The organism is Mesorhizobium sp. M0715 (assembly GCF_040320355.1).
Lineage (GTDB): Bacteria > Pseudomonadota > Alphaproteobacteria > Rhizobiales > Rhizobiaceae > Mesorhizobium.
On sequence record NZ_JAMYPL010000033.1, the window covers coordinates 1 to 13,320 of the forward strand.

10 protein-coding genes are annotated in these 13,320 nt (G+C 63.2%); 8 read left to right on the plus strand and 2 right to left on the minus strand.

What is annotated here, in order from left to right; translation table 11 throughout:
* Both NKI21_RS28495 and NKI21_RS28500 read right to left on the minus strand, forming a co-directional pair.
* On the minus strand, positions 1 to 3,460 hold a 3,460-nt coding region (locus NKI21_RS28495), incomplete at its 3' end, for a DUF7929 domain-containing protein (RefSeq protein WP_352442619.1).
* Between the two features lie 10 nt (positions 3,461 to 3,470).
* On the minus strand, positions 3,471 to 5,456 hold the full coding sequence (locus tag NKI21_RS28500; RefSeq protein ID WP_352611531.1) for a hypothetical protein: 1,986 nt from the start codon (positions 5,454 to 5,456) through the stop codon (positions 3,471 to 3,473).
* A 490-nt stretch (positions 5,457 to 5,946) separates the two neighbouring features.
* Here NKI21_RS28500 and dnaK point away from each other — a divergent pair, with 490 nt between their 5' ends.
* From dnaK to NKI21_RS28540, 8 genes are all read left to right on the plus strand, one after another.
* Positions 5,947 to 7,863, plus strand: a complete 1,917-nt coding sequence (gene dnaK / locus NKI21_RS28505) for a molecular chaperone DnaK (RefSeq protein ID WP_023810872.1) — start codon at positions 5,947 to 5,949, stop codon at positions 7,861 to 7,863.
* Positions 7,864 to 8,075: 212 nt separating this feature from the next.
* The gene (dnaJ, locus tag NKI21_RS28510; protein ID WP_023810873.1) at positions 8,076 to 9,206 is read left to right on the plus strand and encodes a molecular chaperone DnaJ; all 1,131 of its coding nucleotides are present in this window, start codon (positions 8,076 to 8,078) and stop codon (positions 9,204 to 9,206) included.
* Positions 9,207 to 9,372: 166 nt separating this feature from the next.
* Positions 9,373 to 9,978, plus strand: a complete 606-nt coding sequence (gene pmtA, locus NKI21_RS28515) for a phospholipid N-methyltransferase PmtA (RefSeq protein ID WP_128305147.1) — start codon at positions 9,373 to 9,375, stop codon at positions 9,976 to 9,978.
* Positions 9,979 to 10,294: 316 nt separating this feature from the next.
* The gene (locus NKI21_RS28520; protein WP_023814188.1) at positions 10,295 to 10,891 is read left to right on the plus strand and encodes an NADPH-dependent FMN reductase; all 597 of its coding nucleotides are present in this window, start codon (positions 10,295 to 10,297) and stop codon (positions 10,889 to 10,891) included.
* Between the two features lie 11 nt (positions 10,892 to 10,902).
* Positions 10,903 to 11,616, plus strand: a complete 714-nt coding sequence (gene pyrF / locus NKI21_RS28525) for an orotidine-5'-phosphate decarboxylase (protein ID WP_031213922.1) — start codon at positions 10,903 to 10,905, stop codon at positions 11,614 to 11,616.
* A 32-nt stretch (positions 11,617 to 11,648) separates the two neighbouring features.
* The gene (locus NKI21_RS28530) at positions 11,649 to 11,936 is read left to right on the plus strand and encodes a DUF1330 domain-containing protein (RefSeq protein WP_023762651.1); all 288 of its coding nucleotides are present in this window, start codon (positions 11,649 to 11,651) and stop codon (positions 11,934 to 11,936) included.
* 582 nt (positions 11,937 to 12,518) lie between these two features.
* Entirely contained in the window at positions 12,519 to 12,839 is a 321-nt protein-coding gene (locus tag NKI21_RS28535; protein WP_056592605.1) for an ArsR/SmtB family transcription factor, read from the plus strand.
* On the plus strand, positions 12,836 to 13,318 hold the full coding sequence (locus NKI21_RS28540; RefSeq protein ID WP_128305149.1) for an SRPBCC family protein: 483 nt from the start codon (positions 12,836 to 12,838) through the stop codon (positions 13,316 to 13,318). Before NKI21_RS28535 ends, NKI21_RS28540 begins: the two co-directional genes overlap by 4 nt.
* Positions 13,319 to 13,320 lie beyond the last annotated feature (2 nt).

The window sequence follows — 13,320 nt, forward strand, 5'->3', positions numbered from 1 at the left end:
TTGGGCAGGCACAATCGCCATCCGCGTCGTGGATCTGACCACGGATGATGCACTGCTCAGGCTTCGGCTGGATCGGGCGGCAGGCGCCGTTTCTGACCTCGGTACCCCTTGGGCAGGCACAATCGCCATCCGCGTCGTGGATCTGACCACGGATGATGCACTGCTCAGGCTTCGGCTGGATCGGGCGGCAGGCACCATTGCGCACCTCGGTCCCTCTCGGGCAGACGCAGTCTCCATCGGCGTCGTGAACCTGACCACGGATCGTGCACTGCTCAGGCTTTGGCTGGATCGGGCGGCAGGCATTGCCCCTGATCTCGGTTCCCCTGGGGCAGACACAATCGCCATCCGCATTGTGGACCTGGCCACGGATGGTGCACTGCTCGGGCTTGTCGGTCCTGACACATCTGCCGTTCTCGAGCCCGGTTCCGCGTGGGCAGACGCAACGTCCGTCCTCGGTGCGGATCTGGCCTTCGAGCAGCACACAGCGCTTCGGCTGTTCCGGCTTCGGCACGATACCACCGCCCGGCGAGCACTGGCCGTTGCGGTAGGTGGTGCCTTCCGGGCAAACGCAGCGGCCGGCATCGTTCATGACGAAGCCTTGCGAGCATTCCTTCTTCGTCTCCTGGCTAATGGTGAAGGGATGGCAGGCATAGGCCTTGCCGCGATCGCCCTGCACATTGGCCTGATCGCCGCCAAGCACGTCGCCACCGCCTTGCACCCGTGTGTCGGGAGAGAGCACGCCGACGCAGTTCTGGCCGCTGACATTGCCCTGCAGATTGGCCAGGCGACCGTCGTCGGGAATGACCACGGTGACATGGTGCACCCGGCTTTCGCCGGCGCCGAGCGACAAATTGGCAATGCAGGACAGTGGCAAGGTTGCCGGTTCCGGCGAGCAGCCGAAGGGCGGATCGATCGACGTGATCTCAACGCCTTCGAGCCTACCGAGACCCTCCACGCCGATCGCATCGCCGATGCGGACCGGCCCGGAGAAGGCGGTCGCTCCGTCATTGGTAATGGTGATCTCGAACGAGCAGGGTTGGCCGAGCCTGCATTCGCGGTCGCCGGTCTTTTCGACACGGATGGTCGAAGAACCGCCGCCCTTGGCGCAGGCCTGGCCAAAGGGATAGACGACGTCGTCGCCCGGCGCCGGACCATACGAACCGCGCGCGCAGTTCTCGAACGCGCCATTGGCCGAGACCGTCACGTCGAAGTGGCGGCTGGTTCCAGGTACCATGACGGCACCGGGAATCTGGCACGACAGCGCGTTGGCCGGAACCGGTCCACACGCCCATTCCGCACCGTCAGGGGTGACGATCTGGATCTGGACAGGCGCGCCGCCGGCAACCAGCGTGGCGGCATCGTTGACCCGCACCGGGCCGGTGGGGGCAGCGGTGCCAAGGCTGATGACGGTGATGCGGCAAGAGATGACCGCAGCGCCGGCGAGCGAGCCGTTGCACACCTTGGTGATGCGCAAGGTCGGCTTGCCGCCATTGGGATGACGGAAGCGTTCCTTTGCGCAGGCCTTGTTGTTGGTGAGATCGTTTTCACCGGGGATGGGCTTCACCGTCGCGCAATTCTCGACAGTGTCCGACTGGTAGCCGGCCGGCATGACCGCCTTGACGACGATCGGCGTCGAGCCGCCCGGAGGCAGCGAGATGCCCGCATTGTCGCAGCGGAACAGCCCGGGGCCGGTTGGTGCGCAGGTCCATGGCGGGCTCGGGCCGAAGGTCGAGGAGGCTGGCGCGCCGCCGGGATAATTGTCGATGACCGTCAGCGGTCCATTGTAGGTGGCGCTGCCGTTGTTGATGATGTCGATCACGAAGTAGCAGATGCCGTCGGCCGTGCAGACCGGGATACGGGCACGCTTCTTCAGGATCAGGTCGACCTTCTTTTCGACCGGCGGCCGGCAGTCGCGGTCACGGTCGCCACGCCGGCAGACCGGGATCGAGGCACAGCCGCGGTCGTTCGACTGGCTGCCGAACAGTGGCTTGCCGCTGGCGCCGTAATTATAGGTGGCGCAGTTGCGCAAGACGCTGCCTTGCCAGCCTCCGGCCGGCTTGAAGCCGAGCTTGAGGTCGACGGAGGCCCCCGGATTGAGCGTGGTCACCGGATGGGTGCAAATCATAGGGGTGGTGCCGGGTACGCAGACCCAGGGCGGATTGGGCCCTGAATCGAGTGTCGAGCCGGCCGGCAGCGTCACCTCGTCGAGCACGATCTTGCCGTGGTAGGCACTGGTGCCGACATTGGTGACCCTGATGGTGAAGTCGCAGCCGCCGCCCATCGTGCAACGCGTCACGTCGGCGCGTTTCTCAACCTTGAGGTCGGGCTCCTTGTCCTTGGGCGGGCACCTCTGGTCACGCGGGATGACGATGTCGATGGTCTGCGTGCAGCACAGGCCCCAGCCTTCCTTCGGACCGGCATAGGTTTCGATGCCGGTGACGATGAGGTGGATGACGTCGCCGGGCGATGCGCCGACGATCTTCCAGTTGAGCACACCGCCGCCCGCCGGCACCAGTTGCGTGTCGGGGATGATGGTGATGCCTGATGTGGTCGTCGAAACCTGCACCCATTTGCCGCCCATCTCCGGGCCGACCGGCATGTGGTAGATGAAGGCACCGCCGCCGGGCACGCAATCGACCGTGCCGCGTTCCACCTTGAAGCATTCCTTGCCGGGAGGTGGCGGCGGTGGGTTGCACTTGGTGACGTCGATCTTGATCGAGGTCTTCACGCCGGTCTTGAAATCGCCGTCGTCGGGCTTGCTCGGATCCTGCGACGGGATGATGGTCCCGGTGCCCGGTCCGGCGGTCACCTTGATCATCCCCTGGTTGTCGACGATCGTCGGCGCGGGAAATGCCGCATGATCGATCTTGGCCGTGATCTTGAAGTTGATGACGCGCTCGTTGGGAGCGCCGGCGCCGTCGAGATCGGAAGTGGAGATGCGGAAGTCTGAAACAACAGCGGTATCGTTGGGACCCGCCGAGGTGCTGATCGTCGCGCCCGGCAGTGGTCCGCCGGATGAATCCGTGCCGTCGCCGGACACATTGACGTTGACGATCTCAAGGCCGTGCGGAAGCTGGTCCTTGAAGTCGACCCGGACCTTCTTCAGCCTGGCCTCAAGGCTCGGGTCGGCAAGGCCCTGCGGATCGCCGCGCAGGCCGAAGCTCAGCGAATAGACGACGTAGTCGCAGCCTCGTTGAGTGCCTTTCTTGGTGAAGAAGGGCACGACCCGGTCGGGCCTCGGAGTGATGACGCGCGAACTGTCGAGATCGAGCTTCAGCTCCGGGGTGATCGGGGCAGCGCCTTCCGCAAAGCCTTGCACCGGGGTTAGCATGGCGACCGCGATACCGGCCGCCATCAGCCAGCGCGCGCCGCGCCTGGCGTATGACAGGGGTTTCATGATCGTCTCCACGATGGTTTCTTGAGTGTTGGTTGCGAATGGGGAGAGTGCGAGATTTTTCATCTTCCCCTCCTCAACGTTCGCAGCTGACGGCTGGGGTTCGGAGCGGCAAGATCATCTTGCAGCAAGGGTAGTAGCCACCCTTGTCCTTGTCGGACTTCCTGTAGAAGCAAAGTCCAACATCCACTCTGTCGCCCGGATAGTGGCCAGTAATGTCGATCGTGTAAGGCTGGCCGGGCGCATGCGACTGGGATGATGTCACCCCGACGCCTGGCGTCCTGGACTTTGTCTCATTCGAAGGTTGGGCCTTTATCGAATCGCCGCCGAAGCCGGCACGGTCATGGAGATAGAGATCGGCCTGGAGGCCGCGAGGCGTACAGTAATACCTGATATCCTCGACATGGATGCACGGAGGCAGATTGCCGGGCGGTGGGAAGTCCGGCGGGTAGAAGGGGGGCAGGTAGCCGCCCGGGATTTCTTCATAATAGCCGGCGCGGCCCTCGCAAGGATGCCAGACGGCAACGTCGCCGACATGACCCTCGACCTCCGGGTCTTCGAAATAGCCGTCGAAGTCGACGAACCAGGAGCCGAAGGGCGGCACATTGGCCGGCTTGACCAGCTCTTTCGGCGTGATCTGCACGCCGTGCACGGCGAGCGGCCCGCCGGCGGCGAGCTGTTCGGCGAGAGCCGGATTGTCGCGCAATTTGTCGCCGGTGTTGACCAGCGTCTGCGTGCAGACCGATGTGTCGAGAGTGCCGTCGGAATCATAGCCATACTGCAGGTCGAGACCGCCGGCCGACTGCCGGTTGCCCTGCGGGAAGCCGACCGCATATTCCTGCGGCACTTCGACCCAGACCGATTCCGTTTCCGGATCGTCCGGGTTCTCTCTGAAGTAGCGGATGACCTCGCCCTTGCCGGAATCGGCGAACTGGCTGTAATCGTAGCGGTTCTCGACCGGGCCGCGCTGGGCCAGGTACATGAAGCCGCTGTTGTCGAAGGCGATGTCGGTGACGGCGTAGTCCTTGTCGGCCTTGACCGTCAGTTCCCAACGCGGGTCGCCGGCAAAACTGCCGTTGCGGGCAATGCCCACCGACCAGATTTCAGACTTTTCACCGACCGAATAATAAAGCCGGCCGCCATGATAGGAGACGGCCCAGATGCGGCGCTCGTCCTGCGTGTAGCCCCAGCTGTCGGGGTCTTCGCTGTCGAAAGCCGCACCCTGTATGTCCATCACCGAACCATCGTCGGCGATCGGAGCTAGCCCATGCGCCGGGCGCCCGGCAACGCCGTGGTCGAAGCTGTCGATCAGCGTACCGGTGGCATCGATGCGATGGATCAGGCCGGTGTCGAGATCGGAAGCGAAGAACTGGCGATGAGCGGCGTCGAAGGTGAGATTGCCGATACCGGGACCGCTGTTGGTGTCGATGTCGGCAAACTTGGAGACCTGGCCGGTGATGCCGTCGATTTTCCAGATGGTGCCCGGCCCGCCACCGTTTTCGGTGCCGAACTGGCCGTCCATGAAGGTGGCGCCGGCCGCGCCGCGGCGTTGCCGCTCGGGGCGGCCGTCATCATCGGCGTCAAGGGTGACGATACGGATGCCGTGCAGCGAGGTGGCGCCGGCATAGAGATTGGGAATGCCCGATGGAACGCCGTCGCGCACGCCGTCATCATAGGTGACGCCGAACACCTGGCCGATCTGCTCCGCCGTCACCTCGAGGGGCGGCGGGGTGTTGACCAGTTGCCCGGAGGCCGGGCCGCCCAGATGCGAGACGTCGAACACGCGCAAGGTGGCGCGCGTGGTGTCGATGAAGGTTTCGTCGACCGGATCGACGCCGGGCGGCAGGCCCCCTTTTTCGGAATCAGGGGGGTCGAAATTGGGAATGACGGTGCCGGAAAACCCGGTCACCGCCATCGAACCGGGATAGATGATCCGGGTTTCCTGCGCCTGGGCGGCGCCCAGCCACAGGCCGAGTGCCAGCGCCAGCAACCCGCCTGGATGCACAGCGCGGCGCAAGCCGCCATCAAGAGACGACACGAACGAGCCGCGGATGCGAGACATGACACTACCCCCCGTAGTCGACGGGAGAACGTCGGGTCTGGCCGCGCAAATCAGGGCAAGGCGCGGCGGTCCGGCTCGTTCTTCCCTGATCGAATTGTCTGCTTTCCTCAAAATCACGATACGCCTGCTCTTACGCAGGGTCAACGGAATCAGCGGAAAGCCCAGCGCATCGACCTCGTCCCGAAGGCGGTGGTCGCGCCGAGCTCCTGTTGTTCCCGGAGACCGCAGAGCCTCTGGGTTATTGGTCATGGGGGGCTTCCTTTCCGGGCCGCACCATGCGGCACCTGGAGATCAGTCGCGGGCGGAAGTGGAAAGGTTCATGGAAGCCTTGCGCAGAATGCTTGCGCGCGATGCCGCCTGTTCTTATATACGCGCCAAGCCGTTCGGCGCCGGAATGCCGGTTGCCGGAACGGGATTTCTTGTGAACAGGGGCTTTCGTCGGAACGCCTGTACGGGTCCTGAGAGCCTGCTTAGCGGAGAGACTAGAAAAATGGCAAAAGTAATCGGTATCGATCTCGGCACCACCAACTCCTGCATCGCCATCATGGATGGCAAGGAGCCGAAGGTAATCGAGAATGCGGAAGGCGCGCGCACGACGCCTTCCATCGTCGCCATCTCGGGCGACGACGAACGTCTGGTCGGCCAGCCGGCCAAGCGCCAGGCGGTCACCAATCCTGAAAACACCATCTTCGCGGTCAAGCGCCTGATCGGCCGCCGCTATGACGATCCGGTGACGGAGAAGGACAAGAAGCTTGTCCCCTACAAGATCGTCAAGGGCGACAATGGCGATGCCTGGGTCGAGGCCGGCGGCAGGAAGCAGTCGCCCTCGCAGATCTCGGCCATGATCCTGCAGAAGATGAAGGAGACGGCGGAAGCCTATCTCGGCGAAAAGGTCGAGAAGGCGGTCATCACCGTTCCAGCCTATTTCAACGACGCCCAGCGCCAGGCGACCAAGGACGCCGGCAAGATCGCCGGCCTTGAAGTGCTGCGCATCATCAACGAGCCGACCGCGGCAGCGCTTGCCTATGGCCTCGACAAGAAGGAAGGCAAGACCATTGCCGTCTATGACCTTGGCGGCGGCACGTTCGATATTTCGGTGCTCGAAATCGGCGACGGCGTGTTCGAGGTCAAGTCGACCAATGGCGACACCTTCCTCGGCGGCGAGGATTTCGACATGCGCCTGGTCGAATACCTGGCGGCCGAGTTCAAGAAGGAACAGGGTATCGACCTGAAGAACGACAAGCTTGCCCTGCAGCGCCTCAAGGAGGCGGCTGAAAAGGCCAAGATCGAGCTGTCGTCGACCACCCAGACCGAGATCAACCTGCCCTTCATCACCGCCGACGCGACCGGGCCGAAGCACCTGACGCTGAAGCTGACGCGCGCCAAGTTCGAGCAGCTGGTCGACGACCTGGTCCAGCGCACGATTGCCCCTTGCAAGGCGGCGCTCAAGGATGCCGGCCTGAAGGCCGGCGAGATCGACGAAGTCGTCCTGGTCGGCGGCATGACCCGCATGCCCAAGATCCAGGAGATCGTGAAGCAGTTCTTCGGCAAGGAGCCGCACAAGGGCGTCAATCCGGATGAAGTCGTTGCTCTCGGCGCCGCCATCCAGGCCGGCGTGCTGCAGGGCGACGTCAAGGACGTGCTGTTGCTCGACGTGACGCCGCTGTCGCTCGGCATCGAGACGCTGGGTGGCGTGTTCACCCGCCTGATCGAGCGCAACACGACGATCCCGACCAAGAAGAGCCAGGTGTTCTCGACGGCCGAGGACTCACAGTCGGCCGTGACCATCCGGGTTTTCCAGGGTGAGCGTGAAATGGCCGCCGACAACAAGGCGCTCGGCCAGTTCGACCTGGTCGGCATTCCGCCGGCGCCGCGCGGCGTGCCGCAGATCGAGGTCACCTTCGATATCGACGCCAACGGCATCGTCAACGTTTCGGCCAAGGACAAGGGCACCGGCAAGGAGCACCAGATCCGCATCCAGGCATCGGGCGGTCTTTCGGACGCCGACATCGAGAAGATGGTCAAGGACGCCGAGGCCAATGCCGAGACCGACAAGAAGCGGCGTGCGCTGGTCGAGGCCCGCAACCAGGCCGAAGCGCTGCTGCATTCCTCGGAGAAGTCGCTGAAGGAATATGGCGACAAGGTTTCGGAAGGCGAGCGCACGGCGATCTCCGACGCGATCGCGGCGCTTAAGACCGCGACCGAAGGCGACGACCCGGCCGACATCGAAGCCAAGAGCCAGGCGCTTGCCGAGGCTTCGATGAAGCTTGGCCAGGCCATGTACGAGGCTTCGCAGAAGGAAGCGGCGGAAGCCGACGCCAAGGCGGACGCCGCCAAGGACAGTGACGTTGTGGACGCCGATTTCGAGGAAATCGACGAGGACGACGACAAGAAGAAGTCGGCCTGAACCGTTTGACGGCAAGATAAAGCGAAAAGCCCGGCGAAGGCCGGGCTTTTTTGCAACCCCTTGCAGAAAAACAGCGGGCCTTGCTGAAAAAATGCAGGCAAGGCCGCGTCGACACTGGCATCGCCCTTCCATCGCACCTAAATCGAAGCGTCAGTGCCGGCAAGAGACGCAACAATGCTTCAAGACGTTGAGCATCCGGACAGCGGGAAAAAATGAAAGCTGATTTCTACGAGACGCTGGGCGTCCAAAAAGGCGCCGACGAGAAGGAGCTCAAGAGCGCTTTTCGCAAGCTCGCGATGCAGTTCCATCCCGACCGCAACCCCGGCGATCATTCCTGCGAGCACAAGTTCAAGGAAATCAACGAAGCCTACGAGACGCTGAAGGACCCGCAGAAGCGCGCGGCCTATGACCGCTTCGGCCACGCCGCCTTCGAACAGGGCGGAATGAATGGCGGCGCGCAAGGTTTCGGCGCCGGCGGTTTCGCCGATATCTTCGAGGACATTTTCGGCGACATGATGGGCGGGCGCCAGCGCCGCTCGTCGGGCGGCCGCGAGCGCGGCGCCGACCTGCGTTATAACATGGAAATCACCCTGGAAGAGGCTTTTGCCGGCAAGACCGCGCAGATCCGGGTGCCGGCGTCGATCTCCTGCTCCGAATGTTCGGGCAGCGGCGCCAAGCCCGGCACCCAGCCTGTCACCTGCTCGATGTGCAACGGCCACGGCAAGGTGCGCGCCACGCAAGGGTTCTTTTCGATCGAGCGGACCTGCCCGCAATGCCAGGGGCGCGGCCAGACGATCAAGGATCCGTGCCCGAAATGCGCCGGCCAGGGCCGCGTCACCGAGGAGCGTTCGCTGTCGGTCAACATCCCGGCCGGCATCGAGGACGGCACCCGCATCCGTCTTGCCAATGAGGGCGAAGCCGGCCTGCGCGGCGGGCCATCGGGCGATCTCTATATTTTCCTGGCGGTCAAACCGCACGAGTTCTTCCAACGCGACGGCGCCGACCTGTATTGCAAGGTGCCGATCTCGATGACCACAGCCGCCCTTGGCGGCTCCTTCGAGGTGACGACGCTGGACGGGACGCAGACCAAGGTCAAGGTGACCGAAGGCACGCAGAACGGGCGCCAGTTCCGCCTCAAGGGCAAGGGCATGCCTGTGCTGCGCCAGCCCAATATCGGCGACCTCTACATCCAGACCGCGGTCGAGACGCCGCAGAACCTCACCCGCCGCCAGCGCGAACTGCTGGAGGAGTTCGAACAGCTCTCCTCGCAGGACAATTCGCCACAATCGAGCGGCTTTTTCGCCCGCATGAAGGATTTCTTCGAGTCGTTCGGCGAACGTTGATGCACTTTGGCCCGCCTAAGCCGATTTGCAACGCGTAAATCCTTGAATCTCGTCACCCCTTGAGACGCGACGAAAATTATCTTATCCACGACATGCGTCCGGCCGCGCCTTGCCTAGCACCGCTCAGGTGCTAAGTAACTTGCGGGGAGCGCTGAGGAGAGCTTGCATGACACGTGGCCCTGGACTGCGGAAGGCGCTTGTCGAAAAGTTCGACGACGAACTCAAATTCTTCAAGGGCTGGATCGACAAGCCGAAGGCGGTTGGTTCGATCGTGCCGACCAGTTCGGTCACCGCGCGCAAGATGGCCTCGATCGTCAATCCTAAATCCGGCCTGCCGGTGCTCGAGGTCGGTCCCGGTACCGGCGTCATCACCCGCGCCATCCTGGCCCAGGGCGTGCGGCCCGAGAACCTCTACGCAGTCGAGTATTCCACGGATTTCGTCCGTCACCTGCGGCGACTCTATCCCGGCGTCAACGTCATCGAGGGCGACGCCTTCAACCTCAACGCCACGCTTGGCGACAAGAGCGGGATGATCTTCGATTCCGTCGTTTCCGGCGTGCCGCTGCTCAACTTCCCGGTCGCCCAGCGCATTGCCTATATCGAAAGCCTGCTCGACCGCATCCCGGCCGGACGGCCGATCGTGCAGCTGACCTACGGCCCGATGTCGCCGATCCCGGCCGGCCGTGGCAATTATACGGTCAAGCATTTCGATTTCATCCTCCGCAACATCCCGCCGACCCAGCTGTGGATCTACCGCCGCGAAGCGCATTAATTTCTCGGCGCAGGGTTGTTCGCGGATCGCCAGTGCTCACCGCATACCTTGGCGATGGCGGGAACGTCCCTCGCTTCGTCATCCACGGGCGGAGCAAGGAGCGCAGCGACGCAGCGCAGACCCGAGGATCCATGCCGCGACTTCCGAGCGCCGCTACGGCGCAGAATTCTGTTCCGCTGCACTCCTGGATAGCTGTCACGGAATGGATTCCAGGGTCTCCACGACGGAGCTTCGCTCCTGCTTCGCCCAAGGATGACGAAGTTGGCGTTGATTTGCTCGATCCTTGGCTGTACCTGTCCGGGAACAAGGGTGGCCAATGGCAGTGATCCCGAAAATCCTCGTCTTCGCCGGCTCGGTTCGCAGCGGCGCCTATAGCGGCAGGACCGCCGACGTGGCGCAGAAGGAACTCGCCATGCAGGGCGCCGAGGTGACCCGCATCTCGCTTGCCGACTACCCCCTGCCGATCATGGACGAGGATTTGGAAAAGGAAAAAGGCGTTCCTGAAAACGCCCAGAAACTTGGCCGTCTGGTGATCGCCCATGACGGGCTGCTGATCGCCACGCCCGAATATAACGGCTCCATTCCGCCGCTGCTCAAGAACACGATCGACTGGGTGAGCCGGGTGCGCAGGGATGGCGGCCGGCCGGTGAGGCCGCTGGCCGGCAAGGTCGCCGGCCTCTGTTCGTCCTCCAGCGGGCACTTTGCCGGCATCCGCTGCATCAACCATCTGCGCGCGGTGCTGGTGCGCTGCCAGATGGAGGTGGTGACGCCGGAATGCTCGGTGCCCGACGGCGGCGGCGCCTTCGACGAGGATGGAAACTTCCGTGACGAAAGACTGCACAAATCGATGGAGCACCTATGCCGCACCCTGATCGAAACCTCGCGCATGCTGTCCACCCGGATCGAGGCGTGATCGCAACGACGATGCAGGCACAATCCATACAGGCACGATCCATGCAGGAAAGACTGATAGTCGGCCTCGATGTCCCGACCGTGAGGGAGGCCGAGCAGGCGGTGCGCGAACTCGACGGCGTCGTCTCCTTCTACAAGATCGGCTACCAGCTTGCCTTCGCCGGCGGGCTCGATTTCGCCAGGGAACTGGCCAGCGGCGGCACCAAGGTTTTCCTCGACATGAAGCTGCTCGACATCGACCACACGGTGGCCAAGGGCGTCGAGAACATCGTCAAGATGGGCATGACCATGCTGACCATCCACGCCTATCCGAAGGCTATGCAGGCCGCCGTAGAGGCGGCCAGAGGCAGCGATCTTTGCCTGCTTGCGGTCAGCGTGCTGACCTCGATGGACGAGCAGGACATGATCGACGTCGGCTATGAGTACGACCCGCATACGCTGGTGCTGCGGCGCTCGGAACAGGCGCTGCATGCCGGCATGGGGGGCATCGTCTGCTCGGCCGCGGAAGCCGAAGCGGTGCGCCGCATCGTCGGCCCCGACATGGCGGTGGTGACGCCCGGCATCCGGCCGGCGGGCAGCGATCATGGCGACCAGAAGCGCGTGGTGACGCCGGGCCAGGCGATCCGCAACGGCGCCAGCCATCTCGTCGTCGGCAGGCCTATCATTGCTGCGGCCAACAAACGGGAAGCGGCCGAAGCCATCCTCGACGAGATGCGCTCGGCCTGAGATTTCCAAGAACAAGTTCGGAGACCAAGAAAATGCCCAAGGGATACTGGATCGCCCGTGTCGATGTGCGCGACGCGGAAGGCTACAAGGACTACGTCGCCGCCGCCAAGCCTGCCTTCGAGCGCTTCGGCGCGAAGTTCCTGGCGCGCGGCGGAGAGCATGAAAAGGCCGAAGGCCCCGGCCGGGCACGCAATGTCATCATAGAGTTCGAATCGCTCGCCGCCGCGCATGATTGCTACCATTCGCCGGAATACCAGCGCGCCGTCGCCATCCGTCAGAAGGTCGCCGACGGCGAGATCGTTCTGGTCGAGGGCGCCTAAAATCCGCCTCGAGCAGTTTTGACGAATCGCGGGTGTGACGGACGGCATACCTTGGCGATTGCCGCAAACGCCCAGCGCCTTCGTCATCCACGGGCGAAGCAAGGAGCGTAGCGACGCAGCGCAGACCCGAGGATCCATGCCGCGACTTCAAAGCGTTGCAGCGGTGTAGAATTCTGCTCCGCTGCATTCTTCGGCCAAGGTCGCGGCATGGATCCCAGAGTCTCCGCGACGGAGCTTCGCTCCTGCTTCGCCCTAGGATGACGAAGTTGGGAGGCTTCGGCCAATCTCGAACGCTTAGGATGGTCCACCAACGAACGATGAAATCTCGGCCGTCGATAGGCATCCTGTCAAATCCCTGCTGCAGCGCTAGTAGCAGGACTTCAGACGAAATCCTGCAGGTTTACGTCCGCAGTTTGGCGCCGCTAAGCAGGGCTCCGACATCAGGTACATGGCCGGGGCGGCCCATCGCGCAATCAACGTCCGAGTCCGAATAGCCGCATCCAGTCTTGCGATGCGGGGCGAACTGTAGGTTGACATGCAGGTATTTACCTGCATATTATGCCTTACAACAGAGTGAGGCAGATGGACGCCGACAAGGTTTTCAAAGCGCTGGGCGACCCGACACGCAGAAGGCTGCTTGACCTTCTGTGCGAGCAGAACGGGCAGACGCTCGGTCAGCTTTGCGAAAACCTGGACATGGCCAGGCAATCCGCCACCCAGCACCTCGATCTGCTGGAGGCGGCCAATCTGGTGAGCACGGTCAAGCGCGGCCGCGAAAAGCTGCATTTCATCAATCCCGTGCCCTTGCACGAAGTCTACGAGCGCTGGGTACGGAAATTCGAACGGCAGCGGCTCAGCCTGCTGCACGACCTGAAGCAAGAACTCGAAGGAGAAGACCAATGACCAGGGAAACGACCAGCTTTGTCTACGTGACCTATATCCGCTCGACGCCGCAGAAGGTGTTCGAGGCCATAATCAAGCCCGATGTCGCAAAGCGCTACTGGGGTCACGAGAACGTCTCCGAATGGACGCCGGGCTCGAAATGGGAGCATATCCGCGCCAATGACGAACGGACCGTCGAACTCGTCGGCAATGTCGTCGAGGTTTCGCCGCCGACCCGCCTCGTCATCACCTGGGCGAACGCTTCGCAGGCCGACGATCCGTCAAAAACGAGCCGGGTGACGTTCGCCATCGAGGAATACGACACCATGGTGCGGCTGACCGTCAGCCATGACGAACTCGAAGCCGGTAGCGGCATGGCGAAAGGCGTCAGCCAGGGCTGGCCGGCGGTGCTGTCGAGCATGAAATCCTTCCTCGAAACCGGCAGCGGCATCGACATTTTCGCCAAGCCGAAATCAGCCCTGATCGCCGCGGGAGAATAACG

Coding starts and splice junctions, on each gene's coding strand:
- NKI21_RS28500 (WP_352611531.1), bottom strand. CDS start 5,456: ATGTCTCGCATCCGCGGCTCGTTCGTGTCGTCTCTTGATGGCGGCTTG.
- dnaK (WP_023810872.1), top strand. CDS start 5,947: ATGGCAAAAGTAATCGGTATCGATCTCGGCACCACCAACTCCTGCATC.
- dnaJ (WP_023810873.1), top strand. CDS start 8,076: ATGAAAGCTGATTTCTACGAGACGCTGGGCGTCCAAAAAGGCGCCGAC.
- pmtA (WP_128305147.1), top strand. CDS start 9,373: ATGACACGTGGCCCTGGACTGCGGAAGGCGCTTGTCGAAAAGTTCGAC.
- NKI21_RS28520 (WP_023814188.1), top strand. CDS start 10,295: ATGGCAGTGATCCCGAAAATCCTCGTCTTCGCCGGCTCGGTTCGCAGC.
- pyrF (WP_031213922.1), top strand. CDS start 10,903: ATGCAGGCACAATCCATACAGGCACGATCCATGCAGGAAAGACTGATA.
- NKI21_RS28530 (WP_023762651.1), top strand. CDS start 11,649: ATGCCCAAGGGATACTGGATCGCCCGTGTCGATGTGCGCGACGCGGAA.
- NKI21_RS28535 (WP_056592605.1), top strand. CDS start 12,519: ATGGACGCCGACAAGGTTTTCAAAGCGCTGGGCGACCCGACACGCAGA.
- NKI21_RS28540 (WP_128305149.1), top strand. CDS start 12,836: ATGACCAGGGAAACGACCAGCTTTGTCTACGTGACCTATATCCGCTCG.